The following is a 22,774-nucleotide window of genomic DNA, read 5'->3' as shown; positions in this document are numbered from 1 at the left end:
AGGCATGAAAGTAATGGGATTGGATTACGGGGACCGCCGAATTGGGGTCGCCGTAAGTGATGCCTTCGGCTGGACCGCCCAAGGATTGGAAGTCATAGAACGACGTGGTGACGACAGCGAGTTCGGTAAAATTGCAAATCTGGTCCGTGACAATGAGGTTGGCGAGGTTGTAGTAGGCTTGCCGAAAAACATGAACGGCACCGTGGGTCCACGCGGTGAGATTTGCATTGAGTTTGCGAACCGACTCAAGGAGTTACTGGGTTTACCCGTTCACCTTTGGGATGAACGGCTGACGACGCGTTCGGCAGAGCGCACGCTCCTGGAGGCCGACGTCAGCCGAAAAAAACGCAAGCAGGTGGTAGACAAACTGGCCGCAAGCCTGATCTTGCAAAACTATTTGGACGCACACAGTACAAGGTGAGGGGGATTTCGTAATGGCTGAAAATCAAGTGGGTATGGAAGAAGAGCCGGAAATTATTTACATTGCCGATGACGAGGGCAACGAGGAAGAGTTCGAGGTCATTATGAAGTTTGAGGTAGACGGTTCCGAAGCGAAGTACATGATGGTTGCGCCAGTGGACCCTGAAGCCGACGAGTCCGATGTGTACGCCTTCCGTTACGAGGAAGAAGGCGATGATATTAAATTGTTTGTGATCCAAGACGATGCCGAATGGGAAATCGTTGAAGAGACCTTTAATACATTTGTGGAAGAAGAGGAAGAGGAAGACGGGAAATGACGAACTATTCACGTGAAGACCTGAGCTGGACCTCTGATTTGAAGGAAGCGTTCGGCGGCGATGTAGAGCTACAGGATGAACAGGGCCGTGCAGTACGCATGGAACTGGAAGCAGAGTTCAAGGTAGGAGAGCAACGGTACGCCGTATTGCGCAAACCCGGAGCTGCTGAAGGCGAGCATGAGCTGTATCATGTGAGCCCATCCCCGGAAGGCGATATTTCCATCACCACGATTGAGGATGACGATGAGTGGGAAGATATTTCCGAGCTGTATGATGAATGCACGCTGCCGGAAGAGCTGTAAGGTCTGGATAACGAGGAGATCAAACCTGAAAGGGCGGACCAGTCCGCCCTTTTTGGCTGTGAAGGAGTTGGGTGGAAGTGAAGCGAAGGACGACGTTGGTTACGTTGCTTCTGTTGATTGTGATCATAGCAGGCGGAGCGACTCTCTATATTTGGAATGCCATGCAGCCTGTTCAGGCGAAAACGCAGCCGGTTGTATTTACAGTAGTGAAGGGAACGGGTATTTCCACTATAGCAGATACACTGGAGCAAAAGGGACTTATACGTAATGCGCTCGTGTTTAAGGCTTACCTTAAATTCAAACAGCAAGGAAGCACATTTCAGGCCGGAAAATATGAGGCTCAGCCCGGTGCTACCTTCGATCAACTGATTGCCAAGCTCTCGGCAGGGGACGTTGTGAAAGAGGAAATGATCCGTTTTACGATACCGGAAGGATTTACGATCAGACAGATGGCTGATAAGCTGCACAAGGAAGGACTGGCGGACCAGAAGCAATTTTTGCAGCTGGCCAACGATCCGTCCGCTTTTGACGTCGCGCTGGTGCGGGACATTCCAAAGCAGGCGGGGCTTCGCTATGCGCTGGAAGGCTATCTTTTCCCGGAAACCTATGAGCTGAAAAAGGGCAGTACGACCAAAGATATTATACAGGCGATGCTGGAACAGACGCAAAAACGTCTGGAGACCGTTCCCGATTTGGACGCCAAGCTGAAACAGCGGGGTGAAACGCTGCATCAACTGCTGACGGTTGCTTCTCTGGTGGAGCGCGAGGTAGTTGTAGATGAGGAACGCCCTGTCGTAGCTAGCGTCATTTATAACCGACTCAAGCAGGATAAGAAGCTGGAAATTGACGCTACCGTTCAATATATGCTGGACAAGCAAAAGGAACGGCTGTATTACAAGGATTTGGCTGTAGAAAGCCCATATAATACGTATTTGCATCAGGGACTTCCACCGGGGCCGATCGCAAGCCCCAGCCTGAAATCAGTGGTGGCAGCTTTGCAGCCAGATGCTACGGATTATTTATTTTATGTGACCAAAAAAGATGGAACGCACGGACATTTGTTTGCCAAGACATATAAAGAACATTTGCATAATATTCAGGTAAGCAACCGTAAGACAAATTAGGAGGTGAGCCTATGGCTTACAGACCCGAACTATTGGTAACTGCCAGCTCTCCAGAGGATGCCCGTCATATGCTGGAGGCAGGAGCGAGCGCATTACTTATTGGAGATGACCGCTTTGGAATGCGGCTACCGGGACATTTTACACCAGATCAAATCCGTGAGGTTGTGGAAGAAGCTCGAAAGCATACGGCCCAGGTATATGTATCCATGACCAACTTGATGACGAACGAGCTATTGCCGTTCCTTCCCGAATACGTGCAGACGCTTGCCGGATGCGGTGTAGATGCCATTGAGTTTAATGATCCGGCAATATTGATGACGGTAAAGGAATACGCCCCTCATTTGAAGTTGTTCTGGAACGGTGAAATGATTTCCACCAACTTCGCAACCGCCAACTATTGGGGAGAGAAGGGCGCTTCGCGCGTTATTTTGGCTCGTGAGCTGAGTATGGACGAAATTACGGAAATGGTGCCAAAGCTGAACATGGAGGCGCAGGTTCAGATACATGGCATGACTAATATTTATCATTCCAAGCGCAAGCTTGTGCAAAGCTATATGCTGCATCAGGGACGTCCGGTGGAAGGTGATCTGGGCAGAGAGCGTGGCTTGTTTTTGATCGAAGCAGAGCGGCAGGAAGAGAAGTTTCCGATTTATGAGGATATCAACGGAACGCATATTATGAGTTCGGATGATTTTTGCATTATGGAGGATCTGCATATTCTGATGGAGGCTGGCGTGCATAGCTTTAAGGTCGAAGGTTTGTTGAAGCCTACGGCATACAACGCGGCGGTCGTTCGGGCTTATCGTAAGGCGATTGACACCTTTACAGCCGATCCTGACGCTTATGCTTATGATGAAAGCTGGCTGGATGAGGTTCGCCGTCTTCAAGATCCTGAACGGGAGCTGTCCTTCGGATTTTTCTATAAAGAACAGGTTTATTAATTTTAAAATGAGTACACAGAGGGGGGAACGTCATGGGAACGATGACCAAAACGAGAAAATATACAGGTAAACGGAATCGTTTGGATAAGCCGGAGCTGCTGGCTCCTGCTGGAAATCTGGAAAAGCTGAAGTTTGCTATTCACTATGGTGCGGATGCCGTGTATATTGGTGGACAAAAATACGGTTTGCGTTCTAACGCCGATAATTTCAGTTTTGAAGAAATGCGTGAAGGTGTGGAATTTGCTAACAAGTACGGTGCTAAGGTGCTTGTGGCCACCAATATCTATGCGCACAATGAGGATATTGCGGGGATTGAAGAATACCTGCGTAATTTGTACGAGGCGGGTATTCATGCTGTAATTGTCGCTGATCCGGCGATTGTATCTGTGGCATTGCGTACGGTGCCGGAGCTGGAAGTGCATTTGAGCACCCAGCAATCTACGCTGAACTGGCAGGCGGTAAAGTTCTGGAAGAATGAAGGATTACCGCGTGTGGTATTGGGCCGTGAGACAAGCTTGGAGGAAATTGAAGAAATTAAAAAGCATGTGGACATCGAAATCGAAGCCTTTGTCCATGGTGCGATGTGCTCTTCATTTTCCGGTCGTTGCGTACTGTCCAATCACTTTACGGACCGGGATTCCAATCGTGGGGGCTGCTGTCAGTCCTGCCGCTGGAAATACGATCTGTTTGAGGATGCCCGTCAAGACGAGGTGTGGATATCAGAAGAAGAGGCGCAGGATAGCAACGTGCTGAAGCAGTTCCAGCTTGGCGTTAATCAGATTCCATTGTTTGAGGAAAGTGATAATGCCTTTTCTATGGGCTCTAAGGATCTGTGCATGATTGAAAATGTCCCTGATCTGATTGATGTCGGTGTGGACAGCTTCAAAGTAGAGGGACGTATGAAGTCCATTCATTATGTGGCTACGGTTGTAAATGTCTATCGTCAAGCGATTGACTCGTATATGGCTGATCCTGAAAATTATGTGCTCAAACCGGAATGGATTGATGAAATAAACAAGGCGGCTAATCGTCCGCTGAACACTGGCTTTTTCTACGATACACCGGATCACGAAGATCATATTTATGAGCCGGAAGAAAAGGCTGTGCCTTATGATTTTGCCGGACTGGTTATGGACTACGATGCGGCGAGCGGTATAGCTACCATTCAACAGCGTAACCATTTTAAACCGGGACATGAAATTGAATTTTTTGGTCCGAACGGAACGTTCTTTAAACAAACGGTTGGAACAATCTGGGATGAAGAAGGCAACGAACTGGATGCTGCCCGTCACCCGCTTCAACGGATCAAAATGAAGGTAGATCAGCCTGTATCTTATTTTGACATGATGCGAAAGAAGAAGTAATTAAGTCTTAAGTCTCGGATAAAAAGATCCAAAAGCCTCTCCTATCGGTTGGAGGGGCTTTTTTTTGAATACTTTTCTAGGAAAAAAGTTTCACAAAATTTAGGGGGTGTTGAAAGGAAAGCTACATTCCTTGTCGAATAGTTCCGATAGATAGGATATAGATAATAGATACATAACGGATACGTGGATCAGGAAACTAATTATAGGGTGGTAGGTGAGAGAAATGGGTTTTCGGAAAAAAGAGGGGAATACAACGAAGAAGCAACCCAAGAAAACGGCTCTAATTAAAGGGTTGAAGGGTAGCAAGGCGACAACGGCTAAAGGAGACAAAACAGTGGGGATGTCTTCGAAGGTCGTTCCCTGGTTCTCTAAGGCTACTCGTGTAAGCGCATATAATTTAAAGCGCTTACTCAAGCCGGAAAAATACAGTAGGGATTTTATGCACTTGGTCAAAAACTATAATCCGGTCCGTTCGGTTGGCATGAAGCTGTTTTTGATCTTTTTTACAGCGATTATGTTGTTTGTGATCAGTTTGGGGATGATCTCATATTTTAAAGCCAAAAACACAATTGAGCAAAATGCAGCTATGGCTTATCAGCAAACGGTTCAACAAACGGCAGAAAAGCTGGATATCATTTTGGAACGCTTTCAGGATACCTCGACACAGGTATTCTTTGATACTGAATTAAGTGATCAGCTACAAAAGGCGGCAAAGCAGGGGAAAAATTCGTTTGATTCCTTTGTCGCTATGGGGGAAGTAAACAAGAAGTTAACGAATATTGCATTTACAAACAAGGAAATTGACTCGCTTTATCTGTATCCGGAACAAACAAATCTGGCTGCTATGGGCACAGGAACACAAAAAGATGTGCGGCAGGAGGCATGGTTCAAGGATATTTTAAAAAATAAAGGGATTGTCTGGTTGCCTACACAGGTAAATGAAAACGGCGGTAAGACGTTTCGTCTGGCTCGTTCCATGAACAGCATGTCGGGCTTGGGTGGGACTTACGTCTTGGTTATGGATTTGAAGTCCAGTGCCGTGGATGATCAGTTGAAGAGTATTGATTTGGGCGCGGGCAGTATGATTAGCCTTATTACACAGGATGGTGTTTTTATAGGCTCCAACATTGATGCTCTGGCAGGAGGGAACCAAAAGCTGGATTACGTTTCACAGCTCCAGGGTGTTGAAGGAAATCAAATTTTGGAGCAGTCCGCAGATGGGAAAGTGCAAAATGTGCTGGCGGTGCATAATACACTGGGCACCTCCAAGTGGATTCTCCTGGGTGTCGTACCTGTATCTGTGCTGGTTAAAGATGCCGAAGGGATTTTAACGGCGACTTGGATTTTTGCTACGGTGGCGGCACTGATCGCGTTGTTCATCGGTTTGTGGATAGTGCGCCTTGTAGCTCTCCCTTTAACGCATTTAAAAGATCTGATGCTGGAAGGAGCCAAAGGCAATCTGCAAGTTCGTACCAACTACAATGCGCAGGATGAAATCGGGCAATTGTCTGTAAGCTTTGATACGATGATGGAGCAGATTACTTTGCTGGTAGAGCAGACGAACGTTTCAGCTCAAGAGGTGCTGGATACAGCGACGGAACTCAGTAATGCCTCGAAGAAGACAGCCATCTCAGCGAAGGAAATTGCAGCGGCTACTGAGGAAATTGCTCACGGATCTGCCAGTTTAGCGACAGAGGCTGAACGTGGCAGCGGACTGACAGGAAACATATCACAGCAAATGGGTACGGTTATAGCTTCCAACAATGAAATGAGTAAGGTTGCACACGAGGTCGAGCAATCCAGTGAACAAGGAACGGTTCAGCTGAAAAACCTCCTGAGTAAGACTCAGGTCACCGAAGAAACGACGCATGCGCTTGTGGGCAAAGTAGACAAGTTGAAGGAGACGACTTCAGATGTCTTCAAGGTGCTGGACGTACTACAAGATATTGCGAAGCAAACGAATATTTTATCGTTGAATGCTACGATTGAAGCGGCAAGGGCTGGAACGGCAGGGCGTGGATTTATGGTTGTGGCAAATGAGGTTCGGCAGTTGGCTGAACAATCACGTCAAGCCATTCGCACGGCGACGGGAATTATTAATAACATCGTCGGCGAGATGAACGAGACGGTTCAGGCGTTATCGGAGGTGTACCCACTGTTCCGACAGCAGATGGGAGCAGTACAGGAGACGACGGACATTTTCCAATCGGTACAGCAGCAAATGGGAGAATTTGCGCTTCGATTGGGTACGGTTACCTCATCCATTCAGGAGCTGAGTGAATCGCAGGCGATCTTGTCGGAGGCGATGACCAGTGTGAGTGCGGTAGCCGAGCAGTCATCCGCCACTTCGCAGGAAGTCGCTTCTCTCAGCACCGAGCAGGCGAATATCGGGAATCAACTGGTAGGATTGTCTGATAAGCTGGAAGGGGTATCGGTCAATTTGAAGGAGCAGCTCTCACGGTTTACAGTGTAAGGCGGGCGTATCCATAAATTGTAGAACTTCCCGGCGTTTGAGGATTATTGTGTTATATGAAATTTATTGTTTACCCAGAAGCCCTTTCCTTAGCCAATACTCTGCATAGCCTATACAGTACGCTAAAACAAAGGAGGCGTTTTTGTGGGGGAAATGGAAAGAGGCTTCGGAGGAGTGTGGACATCAATAGCCGCTATCCTGACACTGTTTATTTTGCTAGTGATCATCTTGAGAACATTTCTCATATAACATTGTGGGCTCTACCGCATCGTACTGGTAGAGCCTTATTTGTTTGCCCGAACGCCCTGTCCTTGAGTAATCTTCTACATATGCTGAAATGACTACACATTAAAGGGGGGATCGAGCCATGGGTGGAATTGAAGGTGGTTACGGCGTATGGACTTCTACTGGTGCAATTTTGGTGCTCTTTATCCTGTTGGTTATCATCACTAAAGCCATTTGGATTTAATTAGCAAACAATTGTGAAGGGAATGTTTCAGTACCACTCAGCTTCTCAAGCTGGGTGGTTTTCTTTTTCAACAAATGACATGCTATAAAGCATACAGATTGGAAAAAACAATTACAGGACATACTACTGGAAAAAGATGAAAGAAGGATGCGTGTGCCGAGGCGTGGCAGCAGTTTCATTCGAAAACGTCGAATTGCATATATGGCTTTGGGCATTACGTCATTGCTACTCATTTTGCTATTGCGGCTGGCTTGGATACAGGGGACGGCGGGTATCCAAATGTCTGCTTACGGGGGGCATTCACTCAAGGAAATGTCTGTACGCCAGCGGCAAGAGGGAATTGCAATAGACTCGGGGCGGGGACAATTTACGGATCGGTACGGACGACCGTTAACTGGGGGTGTGGTATGGACGCCAGTGCTTTTTCCTGATGTAGACGGTAAAACAGCTCTGCACGGAGAACAACTTGCTAAGCTGCTGCGGACAGACAAGAAAAAGCTGCTGGCTCGATGGAAGGGGCTGCAATCTCCGCTGTTATGGCGAGATAGGCGCGGAGAACCCTTGCAAATCAAGCCGGATGAGGCGGGTAAACTGCTTAGCCTCGCACCTTCGCTGGTAGAGCTTGTACCGTATTCGACACGCTACAAGAATTTACCCAATGGCAAGCAGTGGCTAGGCTTCCTGTATGAGCGATCAGATCGACCGGGTCAACCGCCGACCGGGGCAGCCGGGCTGGAAAGAACGCTGGAGCCGCTGCTAAGTGGTGTCGGTGAAACGTTCGTCTCCCGGTTTGTGGATGCGCAGCGCCGTCCATTGGATCATTTGCCGTTACGGGTCAGTGCGCCATCCAATGATCACTATCCTCTACAGATCCAGACGACAATTGATCTCCCATTACAGCAGCAGCTTGAAAAGCTGACGGAAACCAATCACCTGGCAGAAGGGGCGGTGGTTGTGCTGGATGCGGGGAACGCCGATGCGCTGGCGATGGTGTCTCGTCCTTTTTATAACCCTGTTCATGTTGATCCGCAGCAGGCAACGGGTTGGTCTAATCGTGCTCTTAAGGCGGTGACGCCCGGCTCTATTTTCAAGCTTGTTACGGCGGCGGCTGCGCTTGAATCGGGGGTAGTCCAACCGAAGGAGCAATTCCATTGTCATGGGACCTATGGGAAGTATGGTTTGGCTTGCTGGAAAAAAGAGGGGCACGGCACCCTGAATCTGGAGGAAGGGCTGGCCGTATCCTGTAATATCGTGTTTGCTCATCTGGGTGAACGGCTGAGCTCTGCCCAAATTCAGGCGACAGCCTCTGCTCTCGGATTGAGTCGGATCGTCGGCTGGCAGGAGCGCAATCTTGCAGGCATGTCACAGTTCAGTCCGTTGGATCACGAAGAAAAGGGAGCCGTTTTCGGCTCCCATACGCATGCGACTGATCCGGGTGTGCGTGTCCAGACAGCTATCGGCCAGCGAGATGTGCTGGTCACGCCCCTCCAAGCCGCCAATCTCATCGTGACACTGCTGCATGAAGGTCAGGTGCATGCTCCACGGCTGGTGAAGCATATCGGGTACGCAGACGGAGGCACGCTGCTGGATCTGCCAGCTCACGCTTCTCCATCTCCCGAAGGAAGCCGTCCGATTCACGCTTCCACGGCCCACACGCTTCGTGAAGCGATGGAGAAGGTCGTAGCCCACGGCACAGGTGCATCCTTGCGTGGAAGGTCTTGGCATCTGGCTGGAAAATCGGGCACAGCCCAAGCTCAAAAGGACGGGCAACCTGTGAATCACCAATGGTTTATCGGTTATGGCCCGGTGGAGCATCCTCGTTATGCCGTTGCCGTCTTGGTACAAAATGCGCCACAGCATTCTGCAAATCAGGCCACAGTACTGTTTGGTCAAGTGATGGACCTGTTGGCTCAATTTTCCTCGGTTCCACGAGGAGCTACACGATCCTCCTCCTGAATTTTGACGATAAAGGGAGGCTCCTCGAATTCTTCTGTTGGAAATCGAATCCATTGCTGCAAATAGCCTTGCTGCCACAATTCCTTCAGTAAAATGATCAGGATTGGAGACAGGATCAAACCAGCCAATCCGAAGATCGACAGTGAGATGATGGCAAAGGAAAGCATCAGATAAGCGGATGAAACGCCGATGGAATTACCGGTGATTTTAGGCTCTGCCAACTGACGAACGATTACCGTAACAGCCATGACAATGAGCAGCCCTACAGCCAGACTGGTGTTGCCTGTGATGAACAAATAGACTGCCCACGGAATAAAAATAACGGGTACACCCAGCAAGGGCAAAATATCGAACAAAGCCGCCACAAGAGCCAACGACAGGGCATTATCCACCTGCAAAATGAGTAAACCTATAAATACGAGAACAAAGGTAATGCTTACCAGCATGGCTTGTGCTTTTAGAAAGGCCGAAATTGCTTTGAGTACATGATTTTTAAGAAAAAGAAAAGCGGTTTTAAGCGTCTTGGGTGTTTTACTACGGGCAATGCCCTTCCAAAGATTGATCTCCATACTTAAAAAGAAAGCCAAAATAATGGCAACTGCAAAGTTGCCCATAAAGACAGTGAAGGAGCTGAGAAACTGTATGAAAAAGGATAGCCCCAGCTGCGCCCATTTGGTGGCAATGGCAGTCGCAGTTTCAAAATAATCGTTAACACGTTCGGTAACCCCCGGCGGCAAGGCGGCAATTTTATCCTGGGAAAGATGAAGATAACGTGTGAATTCCGTTTGGATAATCTGGGTATACTGTGGGAGATTTTGCGCCACTTTCGTAAATTGCGTAACCAGAATTAGACCCAATCCAAAAAAAATGGCGAGTAAAAGGATGATAAACAGCAAAACAGAGAGTGCGGAAGCGAAGGGCTTCTTCATACCTTTACGGTGGAAATAGCGGGCCACAGGTTCAATGCACCAAAACACAACGAACGACAGGAACACAGGGGCTGCGAGCTGATACAGCTTACTGGATACAAACATAATTAAATACACGGTTAATACAATCAGACAGATATCAAAAACGGTCCTCCAATATTTTTTGTACAATGGAAGCATATGTATGCAACGACTCCTTTAAGATTTTTACCTATTGTACACTATATTGGATCTCAATGCTGCTTACACAGTACTAAAATACAGAATCAAAACCTAGTGCAGCAACGGTTAGCCCAGTAGTTGATCGTTATGCTCAAGAAAGAATGCAGTAAAATCTCGGCACGCTTACGTCTTTGTGATAACATATAAGTAAGTGAGTTTTCCTCAGAAGCCTGCTTGGTAGTCCAGAAATAGAAAAGTGGGGATAAAACGTGCAGACTTTACTGTTATGGATGTTTTACATTTCAACTTTTTATGCTTTTATTCCGGCGCTGGTCAGTCGATTGTTTGGATTTCGGGTGTTCCGGCGGGGCAAAAGTGAGCAAGAGTATGCGCTCACCTTCGATGATGGTCCTGATCCAGTGTATACGCCGCAGTTGCTTGATTTGCTGAAGCGTTTTGATGCCAAGGCTACTTTTTTTGTAGTAGGCATACATGCGGAAAAACACCCGGAGCTTTTGAAACGCATGCATGACGAAGGTCACTTGATCGGTATTCATAATTATGTGCACAAATCGAATTGGCTTATGCGGCCCGTCACGGTCAGAAGACAAATTGCTCGGACAGAGGCTGTTATTCGGCGGGTAACCGGAGAAGGAACGACCTTTTACCGCCCACCATGGGGAATTGTGAATTTCTTTGATATTTCCAACTCGAATGGTCGCCGAATCGTATTATGGTCCTCCATGTTCGGGGACTGGAAGGCAAGCATCGGAGCAAAACAGTTGGCTGAGCGGATGCTCAAAAAGCTGAGAGGTGGCGAGGTGATGCTGCTCCATGACTGCGGTACAACACTGGGGGCAGACGCAGGCGCTCCGCAAAACATGCTGATTGCGCTGGAGAAGCTGTTGGTGGTTGCCCAAGAACGGAAACTGCGCAGCGTGCGTGTCGATACCTTATTTTGTCGAGAGTCTGCCAGCAGACCTGCTACCACCGAAACATCCAGTACGAGTTGGTTTAAAAGAACGTTAGTATTCGGATGGTTGCTGTATGAGCGGTTATTTCACGTTCTGTTCCGTCTACGTCCGGTGCGTAAGGAGGACACGATCTTTTACTACAAGCGTAGTATCTATCACGGGCCAAATGTGAACATGGAGAACGGCAGGTGGCTGGAAAAAGGGGATGCCGTGGTTGAGCTGCATTTTGATAATAAAATGCTGTTTCAGTTAGGCACAACCGCCAAGTCTATGGTGCATTTGGCTATTCAACTGATTCGGATTGTAAAACGACAACTTCCTGATCTCGCCTATCGAATTGCAGATGACCCCAAAATGAACGGTATTAAGGCCGTTTATGCAGTGAGCATGATTAACCGGGGACCGGAGAAGCTGGGTTTTCAGATACGAGAGCTTCCCAAGGGACTGTTCAGGATAGCGTCAACCTTATATTTAAAGCTGTTATTTAGTGTTATCCATCCTTCTGGCCCAGAGCAGTTGAATGAAAAAAGGGATAAGATGGTGCCGAAGATGATTGTGATGCCGATTGATACTCTGTTTGGTCGCTTCTGGCTGGGGGATTCATACCCTACGGATCAAGGTCAAAGCAAAACAGATCCTATTCAGGAAACAGTTAGAGCCTCGCAAGCAGCAGATACAAGATCAAGTAGTTGAATTAACGCTAAAAAAGCCTCCCCACCCCCTGTGATCAGGGAGTTCGGGAGGCTTTTGTTTATTCGTTTTGTAAACAAATCATGATAAGGATTAGATTTTCATAATACCGCCGTTGCTTGCATTGGTCACCAGCTTGGAGTAACGTGCCAGGTAACCTGTTTTAACCTTCGGCTCGAAGCCTTTCCAGTTTGCACGACGACGTTCAAATTCTTCGTCACTAATTTGCAGCTCAATCGTACGATTGTTCAGATCCAGCTCGATAATATCGCCGTCCTCAACAAAAGCAATAGGGCCGCCTTCTGCTGCTTCGGGGGAAATGTGACCGATGGAGATACCACGGGAGGCGCCTGAGAAGCGTCCGTCTGTAATCAGGCCGACTTTGGCACCAAGTCCCATACCAACGATTTGCGAAGTTGGAGCAAGCATTTCGGGCATACCCGGTCCACCCTTAGGACCTTCATAACGGATCACAACAACGTGGCCTTCTGTGATTTTACCGTTTGCGATGCCAGCCAGCGCATCTTCCTGTGAATCAAAGCAGATGGCAGGGCCTTTGTGATAACCACCAACAGACGGATCCACTGCACCGACTTTAATGATGGAGCCTTGCGGTGCCAGATTACCGAACAATACAGCCAAACCGCCGCGTTCGGAATAAGGGTTGTCCAGCTTGTGGATAACATTGGTATCCTGAATTTCATGCCCCTCTACATTTTCACGGATCGTTTTTCCGGTTACGGTAATACAGTCACCATGCAGTGCGCCTGGCTTCTTCAACAGTTCATTCAGCACTGCGCTTACGCCGCCTGCATTATGAACATCCTCGATATGATAGTCGGAAGCAGGTGCCAATTTGGACAAATGAGGTACGCGGTTCGCCACTTCATTAATCCGTTCGATCGGGTAGTCTACTTCAGCTTCATGAGCCAGTGCCAATGTGTGCAATACCGTATTGGTGGAACCACCCATTGCCATATCCAGCGCAAATGCGTTATCAATAGCTTCTTTAGTCACGATATCGCGTGGTTTCAGATCCAGCTTGATCAATTCCATCAATTGACGTGCAGATTGTTTGACGAATTCTTTACGTTCTTCCGCTACTGCGAGAATGGTGCCGTTACCGGGCATAGCCAGACCCATGGCTTCAGCGAGACAGTTCATGGAGTTCGCTGTGAACATACCTGAGCAAGAGCCACAAGTTGGACAGCCGTATTGTTCTAATTCCAGCAAGCTTTGATCGTCGATTTTACCAGCCTGATATGCACCTACGCCTTCGAAGACGGAGGTCAGGGAGATGGAGCGCCCGTTCTTGTCTTTACCAGCTTTCATTGGGCCGCCGCTGACGAAAATAGTCGGGATGTTCACGCGCAATGCGCCCATCATCATGCCGGGTGTGATTTTATCACAGTTTGGAATGCAGACCATGCCGTCAAACCAGTGAGCGGAAACGACAGTTTCCAGGGAGTCGGCAATAATTTCACGGCTCGGCAGAGAATAACGCATACCAATGTGTCCCATGGCAATGCCGTCATCTACACCGATGGTGTTAAACTCGAAAGGTACTCCGCCTGCTTCACGAATGGCTTGCTTGACAATTTTGCCGAATTCCTGCAGATGGACGTGGCCCGGTACGATGTCGATATACGAGTTACACACCGCGATAAATGGTTTGTCAAAATCTTCTTCTTTAACGCCCGCTGCGCGCAGCAAGCTGCGGTGAGGAGCGCGGTCAAAGCCTTTTTTAATCATATCGGAACGCATTTTCGTCTTAGCTGTCATGATGCTGGTTTCCCCCCAAAGTAAAAAAATGGTATGGCGTGCGAATGACGCCGAATAAGCGCAGATGTTTTCTAAAGAGTCTATCATACATGTGCGCATATTTCTACATATATAGAAAGTAATCGTTTGGATTTTTGTGATGTCGGCAAAATATGAAAAAGCCCAATCCGCAATAAAGCGGGAGGGGCTTGAGCTTGCTATTATAGCTACGAAAGGTGTTTTATGTGGTACTGCACATTAATTTCTGCCGCCTTTGCGTCCAATGTCCCTGTAGAAATCTTTGTCATGGGACTCAGCCGTAGCATCGCCGCCGCGTTTACCAATTTCCTGATAAAATTCTTTATCATGGGAGTTAGCGGTAGCTTGCCCGCCTTTTTTACCAATCTCCTGATAAAATTCCTTGTTGTGCTTCTTGGATGTAGCTTCCCCACCCATACGACCTGCCTCTTCGCGACTCATTTTACCTTGATCCTGATTACGTGCCATTACAAATCACTCCTTAATGAAAAGTTGTTTTTTGTTGCGCGCATCCTTTACTTACCACATCACGCCTTGATGAAACAGGCCCCTTGCTAAGTAAAGAGGATCATGGTCCGCCTAGTTCTTCGTCTGATAGCGCTTTGTCGCGTACTGACGCTTGTATTAGGATGGACATAGAAAGTTATGCGGATCGTTTAAAAAGATAAGGAGACGGCTTAAGCATCCAGTCGACCCGTGGCTCGATTAAAGGATGTGTCGCATTCCGCACCCAAGGCAGAGTCAGTAGACAGCACAGACCCGCAGCACACGCTACGATCAGAATCACTTCCACCGGAGTATCTATATAATCGTAAATCCCCTTAGCAGCAGCGGTACGGACAATCAGACCATGGAGCAAAAAGACGTATAATGTCCGCCGCCCCATTTCAGTCATACGTCCAGTGATGGCTGGAACAAAGCTCAGAAACGCGATAGCCGCTACGAATTGCAGTCCGTAAATGCCAATGCGGTAAATCCCCGCATACCATTCGGTATGGCCCAGCTCACCATAAGTCATGCTGCCATACAACCACCCTGCCGGAATGCCATAGTACGACGTTCCCGCCAGTATCATAAGCAGAAGAGACACTACGCCTGCGATCACACGGACTGGAGTCGTGAAGAAGCGTCGAACATCTGCATAATGCAGATGATACCCTGCTATAAAAAAAGGCAAATAAACAAAGGTTCTGCACACGCTGAGCCAGACGCCATCCACCGGGAGATATCCGACAAGGATACCCAGCAGCACGGATATACCTAATTGGACAACGGGCGGCATTCCCTGGAAAGCAAGCATCAGCAGTCTCCAGCAGATATGGCTGGCGAGGAACCAGAGCAGCAGATAAGGTGCGAAAAAAGAATGATGAATATGGGGGACATGGAAAAGTGCAGCATCCAATATCGAATAGAGAGATTGGAAAATAAGATATTGCATACCGATCTGAAGCAAGACTTTTCGGCCTGTGGGTCCCCCTAATGATGATTTGGCAAAGTAGCCTGTAACGAGCACGAACAACGGCATATGAAACATGAATATCCAGCTAAACCATTGTTGGGCGATGTGAAGCGAGCCAACCAAGGGCTCCAGAGCATTGCCTGCAAATACGCATATGATCAGCATAAAGCGCAAATTGAGAAAAAAGCTTTCTCCTTGTATGTCATGGCTTGTCGTCATGTAATTACCTCCGAACGGCATTTGCCGAGTAAACTCTGTGGAAAATAATCCTTACAAGGAACAAGGTACGATACTCTGAGCCTTACCATTGTGATTTTATTCACAATGGTAAGCGCTATCATGTACTTATTATGTGGCGGAAGCTTGAACAGGGGGAAAAGACCGGGCTAATGTCTGGAAATGTCTTCTTATTTGACCCTGTGTGCGCAAGGATGGTACCCTAACTAGGCTATAGATAAGCTGATTTATGCAGCAAAAAACTTCATACACACATCATGAAACATGAGGTACGAAATACGAAAGGAACCTTTAAAATGAGAAGAAGAACGAGAAGATCATATAGCTCATATGGGACACGCGGTCCCAGGAAAATATGGAAAATCCTTTTGGGAATCCTGATTGTCATTGTGCTTATCGCAGGCTGGGGAGCATGGAAAGTATTTACGCCCTATCAACCTGACAGCACAGCTACTGCTGCATTAACAGAAGCAGCCGATGCTGTGAAGGTGAACGAACAAGAGCATTGGGTTGGTTTTGAGCCTGCAAAAAGGAACGGTGCCGGAGTTATTTTGTATCCGGGTGCGTTGGTGAAGCCCGAAAGTTACGCTCCTTTGGCCCGCCGTCTGGCGGAAAAGGGGCATCATGTGATCATTGCAAAAATGCCGCTGAATCTTGCATTGACTTCCCCGGATTTGGCGGGCGAGGTGTTGAAGGCATATCCGAAAGAAACTTTTGTGATCGGAGGCCATTCGTTAGGCGGTGTTATGGCTGCACGCTATGCCGCTGCACATCCCGATCAGGTCAAGGGCGTATTTTTCCTTGCTTCCTACCCGGACAGTAAGGGCGATTTGAAGGATAAAAATCTGCCGGTCATTTCCCTGCTTGGAAGTGATGATGGAGTCATTAAAATGGATAGTGTTCAGAGTGGAAGAGCCTATCTACCAGCCAATACGCTGTATTTTACAGTTGAGGGCGGCAATCATGCCCAATTCGGCAGCTACGGAGCCCAAAAGGGCGATAACCCAGCGAAAATTAGCTCGGCCGAGCAATGGAATCAAACAGTTTCAGCTTTGCAGGACTGGATGAAAGAGAGTGTAGATTCAGCTCCAAAAAACCAGTAAAAGGAGGCGGGCTGCATGTCTGAGTTAGTCGTGCAGGGACAGCGGTTTCCATGCCGTGGCATTTTATTGGACAAGGATGGCACGCTGCTGGATTTTATTCAGTTGTGGGGTCCCTGGGCCCGTTCTATACTGGATATGATGGAACAGCATCTTGCCGTGGCGGGTACTGACTTTACCGTGGAAAAAGGCAGCATTCTGGGTACGATCCACGATCCCGTGGGTCGCGTGATCGGCTATGACCCTTCCGGCCCGCTGGCGATGGGGACGGTGGATGAGACCACGGGTGTGCTGGCTTGGCAGCTTTATACTGTCGGTGTACCGTGGAATGAAGCGGTGAGGCTTGTTCGGGATTTTAACAAAATGGCGATGGCTGATATTCGGCGACATCGGGCCGCGAAGGTATTTCCGGGTTTACGCACGTTACTGGAGCAAAGCCGCCGTGCCGGATTGAAGCTGGCGGTCGTGACCTCTGACAGTACAGAGGCCGCGCAGGAGCACCTGGATTGGATGGGGCTGACGTCATATTTTGACGAGGTCATCGGACACGACAGGGTTACATACGGCAAACCGGACCCGGAAATGGCTGAAAAAGCCTGCGATTTGCTAGGATTGTCGCCAGCGGATGTAGTTGTCATCGGAGACAGCAACGGGGATATGCAGATGGGCAAGCGTGCCGGGGTGCGGCTGGCCATCGGATTTGCGCCAGAGCCTGAACGTTCCGGTCATTTGCTGGACGCGGACATCATCGTCCGCGGATATGAAGAGATGGAGGTGCGTGAAGCATGGACAAAGTAAAAACGTTGGCTGAATGGATACAGCAATCACAAAATATTGTTTTTTTCGGCGGGGCGGGTACGTCGACGGAGAGCGGTATCCCGGATTTTCGTTCGGCGGCTGGTCTGTATCAGAGTGAGGAAAAACTGCCTTATCCCCCGGAGGTTATGCTTAGCCGTTCTTTTTTTGTAAAGCATCCTGAAGTGTTCTTTGGCTTCTATCGCAGCAAAATGCTGCATCGGGATGCGGAGCCGAACGGCTGCCATCGTTTCCTTGCATCACTGGAACAGCAAGGACGACTCAAAGCGGTCGTGACGCAAAACATTGACGGATTGCATCAGGCCGCAGGCAGTGTGAATGTGCTTGAGCTTCACGGCTCGGTGCATCGCAACCATTGTATGGAATGCGGGCGCTTTTACAGTCTGAACGAAGTGATGGACAGCTCCGAGGTGGTGCCCAAATGCCCAGAAGACGGGGGAATTATCAAACCGGAGGTCGTTTTATACGAGGAAGAGCTGGATCAGGATACGCTTGTCCGATCCATTCAGGCTATCTCGCAGGCAGATCTGCTATTAATTGGAGGAACCTCACTGACGGTGCATCCTGCGGCGGGGCTAATTACTTATTTTCACGGTAAACATACGGTACTGCTTAATACAGACCCAACTTCATATGATCACAAGGCGGATCTCCTGATTACCGATCCCATAGCCAGGGTTATGGGAGAACTCGGCAGTCAATTGAGTTTGTAATCGTTTTCTTGTCAATGGTCGGATAAAAGCGCTATGATGTTGTTGTAATGGACATAACAATGTTTCGAGAGGGGCTGGGATAGCATGGTTTATTTGGCTGGCGATGATCGTTATGAAAGTATGAAATATAACCGTACAGGGAGATCGGGCCTTAAGCTGCCTGCCATTTCACTGGGCTTGTGGCACAATTTTGGCGGGATCAACAATGCGGAGAACGGCCGTAACATGGTTACCCGCTCCTTTGATCTGGGGATTACGCATTTTGATCTGGCTAATAACTATGGTCCACCGGCGGGTTCAGCAGAGGAATTTTTCGGACAAGTGTTGGCTAGTGATTTGAAGCCGTACCGGGATGAGATGGTCATTTCAACCAAGGCGGGCTACTATATGTGGCCAGGACCTTACGGTGATTGGGGCTCACGCAAGTATCTGATATCCAGTCTGGATCAGAGCTTGAAGCGATTGGGTCTGGATTACGTCGACATATTTTACTCCCACCGGTTTGATCCTGATACGCCGCTGGAAGAAACAATGCAGGCTCTGGATCATATCGTACGTTCCGGCAAAGCGTTGTATGTGGGCGTGTCTAATTATAGTGCGGAGCAAACGGCAGAAGCGGCTCGTATTCTAAAGGAACTGGGAACACCGCTGCTGATTCATCAACCGAGATATTCCTTGCTTGACCGCTGGATTGAGAATGGGTTGCAGGATGTACTGGACGAAAACGGGATCGGTAGTATTGCCTTTTGCCCGCTGGCTCAGGGACTGTTGACTAACAAATATTTGAACGGAATTCCCGAGGATTCACGTGCGGCGAGTACATCAGTTTTCTTGAATGAGAACAATGTGACACCTGAAACACTTCGTAAGGTGCGTGCTCTTAATCAGATGGCGGCTGCACGAGGACAAAGCTTGGCCCAATTTTCACTCGCCTGGTCTCTACGCGGGGGTCGCTTAACCTCTGCTTTGATTGGGGCAAGCCGTGTGAGCCAAATTGAAGAAAACGTTGCTGCCTTGTCCAATCTGGACTTTTCACAGGAAGAGCTGGATCGGATTGATTCGATTCTGAATGCCGGGAACTTACAGGACGGCGGCACAGCCTAAAAGCCCAAAAGCTATTCCATCATTATCGGTTTAACGTGCAATTTCTCATACCCAATATACACGCGACAGCCCGTATCCGTTGAAGGATGCGGGCTGTTTGCCATTTTCCGAACCATATCAGATGGGTCGTTGCTCATGTGATTGGTTAAAGTCTGTTAAGGATGCGGATATTGCTGAATCTTGCTTCGATATTGGGTTGGCGACTGACCGCAGAAGCGCTTGAATTGACGCGAGAAATACAAAGCGTCTGTCAATCCCACCGAAGCGGCCACCTGCTCCACCGAAAGCTCGGGACGCTCGCGTAGCAGTTGACGAGACTTGTCAATTCGCAGCTTGAGCAGATAGGTGACAGGGGAGATGCCCGTCTCCTTCTTGAATATACGTGACAAATACGCACGGTTATAACCAAGTCCTTCGGACATTTGTTCGATAGAAACGGGATGCGCATATTGAGTGGACATATATTGGACCATCTGCTTGACCGTCCGCCGAATTTGCGAATCCGCCCCGGTTGGGTCAGACCAGTCGCTTAAATGATTACCCGCTTCCCCCATGATCAGATACAGGTAGCCGAGGGCTGCAAGATGCGAGCTGGATTTTCGGCTGTAAAAGGCTAGCTGCATCTGCTCCAAATAGCTGGGGATCAGGCTTTCACTGGAAGCGTGGAAGACAGGCTGGCGCACGCGCAGTCCTGCTTCCTGCACCATCTGTTCGGTATGCTGTCCCGTAAACGCAGACCAGCGATATCGCCACGGCTCCTCTTCATCGGAGGTGTAGCTTACGAGCTGACCGGGATGGATCAGGAAAAAATCGTTTTTTTCAAGCTGATATGAGTGCTGCTCGGTTCGGAAGATGCCTTTTCCAGATTCTACAAAATGAAGCAAATAGTAATCATAGAGCTTCGGCCCGACGGCATGAGCGGATTTGGTTTGACTCTCCCCGGCAAAAAGCACGTGCAGCGGGCTATTTTCATAAAACACCGGATTGGAGGCCACAGCATAACTATATGAATGCGTTTGCAAATATGGTCATCCTTCCTAGATTTGTGAATGGTTTATTAGATACGGTATACTTACATTGTACATATCCAAGTCACATTTATCCATAGCTTTAACACATGGATGCATTACATTATTTAACGCTTTCATTTATACTGAAAGCATAAGAAGCGCCAACCTGATTAAGTTTGTTACAGGGAAGTCAGGGGGACCTTTACTAACGGTGATGAGGTGGATGTGGATATGGACACTACTGAAATAAAGAAACGTTTTATCGACAAATATGGTGAAAGCAGCCATGAGCTGCGGATATTTCATGCTCCCGGGCGTGTTAATTTGATTGGGGAGCATATTGACTACAACGGTGGTTATGTACTCCCGGCTGCACTGGAATTCGGTACGACGCTGATTCTTCGTGCGCGTAATGATGATGAAATTCATTTTGCTTCGACAAACCTTTCGTATGAAGTATCTATCCCACGCGGAGAAATAGGTAAAAGTAAAACCGATGAGTGGGTGGACTATCCAGTCGGTGTGCTGGTGGAGCTGGCTGAAAAGGGAGTTTATCCGTCTAGCGGATACGACCTGCTCTATCATGGAGAAATACCGAACGGTGCCGGATTATCCTCATCTGCCTCCATTGAGGTTGTAACGGGATACGCGTTCCTCACTACCGAAGAACAGGAAACGAACACAGTCGAAATTGCTTTATTGTCCCAGCGGGCAGAAAACAATTACGTGGGTGTCAATTGCGGTATTATGGACCAGTTCGCTGTAGCGAATGGTGCGGCTGACCATGCCATTCTGCTGATGTGCGATACGCTGGAGTATCGCAAGGTGCCTTTCCGTACAGGAGTTTATAAGCTGGTCATCGGCAACACGAATAAGCGCCGCGGGCTGGTGGATTCAGCCTATAACGAGCGCCGTAGCCAATGTGCTGAAGCGCTGTCTATTTTGCAGCAGCAGGAGCCGACGCTGGAATACCTCGCTCAGCTGGATGAGGCCCGTTTCGGTGAGCTCCAGCATTATATTGCGGATGAAACGGTACGTCGCCGGGCACAGCATGTGGTATTGGAAAATGCTCGCGTGCTAGCCTCTGTCGATGCTCTTGCTGCGAATGATCTTGCAGCTTTTGGGCAATTGATGAACACTTCGCATGATTCATTGCGCGATTTGTATGAAGTTAGCTGCATGGAGCTGGATGTGATGGTCGAGGAAGCACGGCGCATTCCTGGCACGCTGGGTGCGCGTATGACGGGAGCCGGATTTGGGGGCTGTACGGTTTCACTGGTCCATGAGGACGATGTGGAACGGTTTGTGAAGGAAGTCGGCGAAGCTTATCAGACCCGGACAGGGCTGGAAGCCAGCTTTTATGTATGTAAGGCGGGAGACGGAGTTAAAGAACAGAAGGAGGACGAATAACATGGCCATTTTAGTAACAGGCGGAGCTGGATATATTGGTTCACATACCGTAGCAGAACTGTTGGATCGGGGAGAAGAAGTTGTGGTGCTGGACAATTTGCAAACCGGGCACAAGGCAGCACTGCTCGGAGGCAAGCTGTATGAAGGTGATCTGAGAGATAAAGAACTGCTGTCCAGACTGTTTTCCGAAAATAGTATCGACGCAGTTATCCATTTTGCAGCCAACTCGCTGGTCGGGGAAAGTATGCAAAATCCTGGTAAATATTATGACAATAACGTATTCGGCACGTTGAGCTTACTGGAGGCCATGAAGGATGCCGGTGTGCGCAGGATCGTATTTTCCTCCACTGCGGCTACCTATGGTGAACCGGAAAAGGTGCCAATTGAAGAGGGCGACCGTACGGAGCCAACGAATGTATATGGTGAAACAAAGCTGATGATGGAGCGTATGATGTCGTGGTTTGATAAAGTATTGGGCATCAAATATGTGTCCTTGCGGTACTTTAATGCGGCTGGTGCGCATGAGAGCGGCAAAATCGGTGAGGATCATCGTCCGGAAAGTCATCTGATTCCGCTGGTACTCCAGACAGCACTGAAGCAGCGCCCACACATCGCGGTATTTGGTGAGGATTATGCGACGCCGGATGGAACGTGCGTCCGGGATTATATTCACGTGAGCGATCTGGCAGATGCCCATGTGCGAGCAGTAAATTATTTGCGCGAAGGCCATGACAGCAACGTGTTTAATCTGGGCAACGGACAGGGCTTCTCGGTGAAGGAAGTTATCGAGACGGCACGCAAGGTCACTGGACTCGACATTCCGGTCGTTACAGAGCCACGGCGCTCGGGTGATCCGGCAGTATTGGTTGCCTCTTCTGAAAAGGCACGTTCGGTGCTGGGCTGGAGTCCGGCGCGTACCCAACTGGAGGACATTATTAGTGGAGCTTGGGGCTGGCATCAGTCGCACCCTCAGGGCTACGGCGACGAATAGACGGGAGACGATG

Annotated in this window: 21 protein-coding genes; 16 read left to right on the top strand and 5 right to left on the bottom strand. The window is 48.7% G+C overall.

Annotated elements, in window-relative coordinates; translation table 11 throughout:
• The first annotated feature begins 4 nt into the window (after window positions 1-4).
• The 9 genes from ruvX (at window position 5) to HPL003_RS26625 (ending at window position 9,366) form a co-directional block, all read left to right on the top strand.
• Window positions 5-421, top strand: a complete 417-nt coding sequence (gene ruvX, locus HPL003_RS26660; protein ID WP_014282932.1) for a Holliday junction resolvase RuvX — start codon at window positions 5-7, stop codon at window positions 419-421.
• A 13-nt stretch (window positions 422-434) separates the two neighbouring features.
• Window positions 435-737, top strand: a complete 303-nt coding sequence (locus HPL003_RS26655) for a DUF1292 domain-containing protein (protein WP_013311523.1) — start codon at window positions 435-437, stop codon at window positions 735-737.
• On the top strand, window positions 734-1,039 hold the full coding sequence (locus tag HPL003_RS26650; RefSeq protein ID WP_014282931.1) for a DUF1292 domain-containing protein: 306 nt from the start codon (window positions 734-736) through the stop codon (window positions 1,037-1,039). The genes HPL003_RS26655 and HPL003_RS26650 overlap by 4 nt, the downstream gene beginning before the upstream one ends.
• A 95-nt stretch (window positions 1,040-1,134) precedes the next feature.
• Window positions 1,135-2,163 (top strand): endolytic transglycosylase MltG, encoded by a 1,029-nt coding sequence (mltG, locus tag HPL003_RS26645; protein ID WP_043922963.1) that lies wholly within the window; start codon window positions 1,135-1,137, stop codon window positions 2,161-2,163.
• An 11-nt stretch (window positions 2,164-2,174) separates the two neighbouring features.
• Entirely contained in the window at window positions 2,175-3,104 is a 930-nt protein-coding gene (locus HPL003_RS26640) for a peptidase U32 family protein (protein WP_014282929.1), read from the top strand.
• Window positions 3,105-3,136: 32 nt separating this feature from the next.
• Entirely contained in the window at window positions 3,137-4,468 is a 1,332-nt protein-coding gene (locus HPL003_RS26635) for a peptidase U32 family protein (protein WP_014282928.1), read from the top strand.
• A 223-nt stretch (window positions 4,469-4,691) separates the two neighbouring features.
• Entirely contained in the window at window positions 4,692-6,941 is a 2,250-nt protein-coding gene (locus HPL003_RS26630) for a methyl-accepting chemotaxis protein (protein ID WP_014282927.1), read from the top strand.
• Between the two features lie 367 nt (window positions 6,942-7,308).
• On the top strand, window positions 7,309-7,410 hold the full coding sequence (locus HPL003_RS28140) for a hypothetical protein (protein WP_014282925.1): 102 nt from the start codon (window positions 7,309-7,311) through the stop codon (window positions 7,408-7,410).
• Window positions 7,411-7,557: 147 nt separating this feature from the next.
• Complete coding sequence (locus tag HPL003_RS26625) at window positions 7,558-9,366, top strand: peptidoglycan D,D-transpeptidase FtsI family protein (RefSeq protein ID WP_014282924.1); 1,809 nt, start codon at window positions 7,558-7,560, stop codon at window positions 9,364-9,366.
• On the opposite strand, the gene HPL003_RS26620 is transcribed toward HPL003_RS26625, so the two are convergent.
• Window positions 9,321-10,475: an AI-2E family transporter gene (locus HPL003_RS26620; RefSeq protein WP_014282923.1), complete on the bottom strand. Its 1,155-nt coding sequence runs from the start codon at window positions 10,473-10,475 to the stop codon at window positions 9,321-9,323. The two genes, HPL003_RS26625 and HPL003_RS26620, sit on opposite strands and share 46 nt — an antisense overlap.
• A 251-nt stretch (window positions 10,476-10,726) precedes the next feature.
• On the opposite strand from HPL003_RS26620, the gene HPL003_RS26615 reads away from it, so the two are divergent.
• Window positions 10,727-12,124: a polysaccharide deacetylase family protein gene (locus HPL003_RS26615; RefSeq protein WP_014282922.1), complete on the top strand. Its 1,398-nt coding sequence runs from the start codon at window positions 10,727-10,729 to the stop codon at window positions 12,122-12,124.
• 90 nt (window positions 12,125-12,214) lie between these two features.
• Here the strand turns inward: HPL003_RS26615 and ilvD are convergent, their stop codons facing one another.
• The 3 genes from ilvD to HPL003_RS26600 form a co-directional block, all read right to left on the bottom strand.
• The gene (gene ilvD / locus HPL003_RS26610; protein WP_043922512.1) at window positions 12,215-13,903 is read right to left on the bottom strand and encodes a dihydroxy-acid dehydratase; all 1,689 of its coding nucleotides are present in this window, start codon (window positions 13,901-13,903) and stop codon (window positions 12,215-12,217) included.
• Window positions 13,904-14,140: 237 nt separating this feature from the next.
• Window positions 14,141-14,389: a KGG domain-containing protein gene (locus HPL003_RS26605; RefSeq protein WP_014282920.1), complete on the bottom strand. Its 249-nt coding sequence runs from the start codon at window positions 14,387-14,389 to the stop codon at window positions 14,141-14,143.
• 175 nt (window positions 14,390-14,564) lie between these two features.
• Window positions 14,565-15,599, bottom strand: coding sequence for an acyltransferase family protein (locus HPL003_RS26600; protein ID WP_014282919.1), 1,035 nt, complete (start codon window positions 15,597-15,599; stop codon window positions 14,565-14,567).
• A 314-nt stretch (window positions 15,600-15,913) separates the two neighbouring features.
• Here HPL003_RS26600 and HPL003_RS26595 point away from each other — a divergent pair, with 314 nt between their 5' ends.
• From HPL003_RS26595 to mgrA, 4 genes are all read left to right on the top strand, one after another.
• On the top strand, window positions 15,914-16,720 hold the full coding sequence (locus HPL003_RS26595) for an alpha/beta fold hydrolase (RefSeq protein WP_043922511.1): 807 nt from the start codon (window positions 15,914-15,916) through the stop codon (window positions 16,718-16,720).
• A 15-nt stretch (window positions 16,721-16,735) separates the two neighbouring features.
• Window positions 16,736-17,515: an HAD family hydrolase gene (locus HPL003_RS26590; protein WP_014282917.1), complete on the top strand. Its 780-nt coding sequence runs from the start codon at window positions 16,736-16,738 to the stop codon at window positions 17,513-17,515.
• On the top strand, window positions 17,503-18,246 hold the full coding sequence (locus HPL003_RS26585; RefSeq protein WP_014282916.1) for an NAD-dependent protein deacylase: 744 nt from the start codon (window positions 17,503-17,505) through the stop codon (window positions 18,244-18,246). Before HPL003_RS26590 ends, HPL003_RS26585 begins: the two co-directional genes overlap by 13 nt.
• An 84-nt stretch (window positions 18,247-18,330) precedes the next feature.
• Entirely contained in the window at window positions 18,331-19,350 is a 1,020-nt protein-coding gene (gene mgrA / locus HPL003_RS26580; protein ID WP_014282915.1) for an L-glyceraldehyde 3-phosphate reductase, read from the top strand.
• Between the two features lie 155 nt (window positions 19,351-19,505).
• Here the strand turns inward: mgrA and HPL003_RS26575 are convergent, their stop codons facing one another.
• Window positions 19,506-20,372: an AraC family transcriptional regulator gene (locus HPL003_RS26575; protein WP_014282914.1), complete on the bottom strand. Its 867-nt coding sequence runs from the start codon at window positions 20,370-20,372 to the stop codon at window positions 19,506-19,508.
• Window positions 20,373-20,591: 219 nt separating this feature from the next.
• Here HPL003_RS26575 and HPL003_RS26570 point away from each other — a divergent pair, with 219 nt between their 5' ends.
• Window positions 20,592-21,770, top strand: coding sequence for a galactokinase (locus HPL003_RS26570; protein ID WP_014282913.1), 1,179 nt, complete (start codon window positions 20,592-20,594; stop codon window positions 21,768-21,770).
• Between the two features lies 1 nt (window position 21,771).
• Complete coding sequence (gene galE, locus HPL003_RS26565) at window positions 21,772-22,761, top strand: UDP-glucose 4-epimerase GalE (protein WP_014282912.1); 990 nt, start codon at window positions 21,772-21,774, stop codon at window positions 22,759-22,761.
• Window positions 22,762-22,774: the final 13 nt, after the last annotated feature.

Origin of the sequence: Paenibacillus terrae HPL-003, from assembly GCF_000235585.1 — a bacterium.
GTDB classification, from domain to species: Bacteria; Bacillota; Bacilli; order Paenibacillales; family Paenibacillaceae; genus Paenibacillus; species Paenibacillus terrae_B.
This window is presented reverse-complemented; position numbering and strand designations above follow the sequence as displayed.

Bases quoted from the DNA above. Each gene is read 5' to 3' on its own strand.
- HPL003_RS26600 (WP_014282919.1), bottom strand. From the start codon at position 15,599: ATGACGACAAGCCATGACATACAAGGAGAAAGCTTTTTTCTCAATTTG.
- HPL003_RS26605 (WP_014282920.1), bottom strand. From the start codon at position 14,389: ATGGCACGTAATCAGGATCAAGGTAAAATGAGTCGCGAAGAGGCAGGT.
- HPL003_RS26570 (WP_014282913.1), top strand. From the start codon at position 20,592: ATGGACACTACTGAAATAAAGAAACGTTTTATCGACAAATATGGTGAA.
- HPL003_RS26650 (WP_014282931.1), top strand. From the start codon at position 734: ATGACGAACTATTCACGTGAAGACCTGAGCTGGACCTCTGATTTGAAG.
- HPL003_RS26640 (WP_014282929.1), top strand. From the start codon at position 2,175: ATGGCTTACAGACCCGAACTATTGGTAACTGCCAGCTCTCCAGAGGAT.
- HPL003_RS26630 (WP_014282927.1), top strand. From the start codon at position 4,692: ATGGGTTTTCGGAAAAAAGAGGGGAATACAACGAAGAAGCAACCCAAG.
- HPL003_RS26595 (WP_043922511.1), top strand. From the start codon at position 15,914: ATGAGAAGAAGAACGAGAAGATCATATAGCTCATATGGGACACGCGGT.
- HPL003_RS26590 (WP_014282917.1), top strand. From the start codon at position 16,736: ATGTCTGAGTTAGTCGTGCAGGGACAGCGGTTTCCATGCCGTGGCATT.
- ruvX (WP_014282932.1), top strand. From the start codon at position 5: ATGAAAGTAATGGGATTGGATTACGGGGACCGCCGAATTGGGGTCGCC.
- mgrA (WP_014282915.1), top strand. From the start codon at position 18,331: ATGGTTTATTTGGCTGGCGATGATCGTTATGAAAGTATGAAATATAAC.
- HPL003_RS26655 (WP_013311523.1), top strand. From the start codon at position 435: ATGGCTGAAAATCAAGTGGGTATGGAAGAAGAGCCGGAAATTATTTAC.
- HPL003_RS26625 (WP_014282924.1), top strand. From the start codon at position 7,558: ATGCGTGTGCCGAGGCGTGGCAGCAGTTTCATTCGAAAACGTCGAATT.
- HPL003_RS26620 (WP_014282923.1), bottom strand. From the start codon at position 10,475: ATGCTTCCATTGTACAAAAAATATTGGAGGACCGTTTTTGATATCTGT.
- HPL003_RS28140 (WP_014282925.1), top strand. From the start codon at position 7,309: ATGGGTGGAATTGAAGGTGGTTACGGCGTATGGACTTCTACTGGTGCA.
- HPL003_RS26585 (WP_014282916.1), top strand. From the start codon at position 17,503: ATGGACAAAGTAAAAACGTTGGCTGAATGGATACAGCAATCACAAAAT.
- HPL003_RS26635 (WP_014282928.1), top strand. From the start codon at position 3,137: ATGGGAACGATGACCAAAACGAGAAAATATACAGGTAAACGGAATCGT.
- galE (WP_014282912.1), top strand. From the start codon at position 21,772: ATGGCCATTTTAGTAACAGGCGGAGCTGGATATATTGGTTCACATACC.
- ilvD (WP_043922512.1), bottom strand. From the start codon at position 13,903: ATGACAGCTAAGACGAAAATGCGTTCCGATATGATTAAAAAAGGCTTT.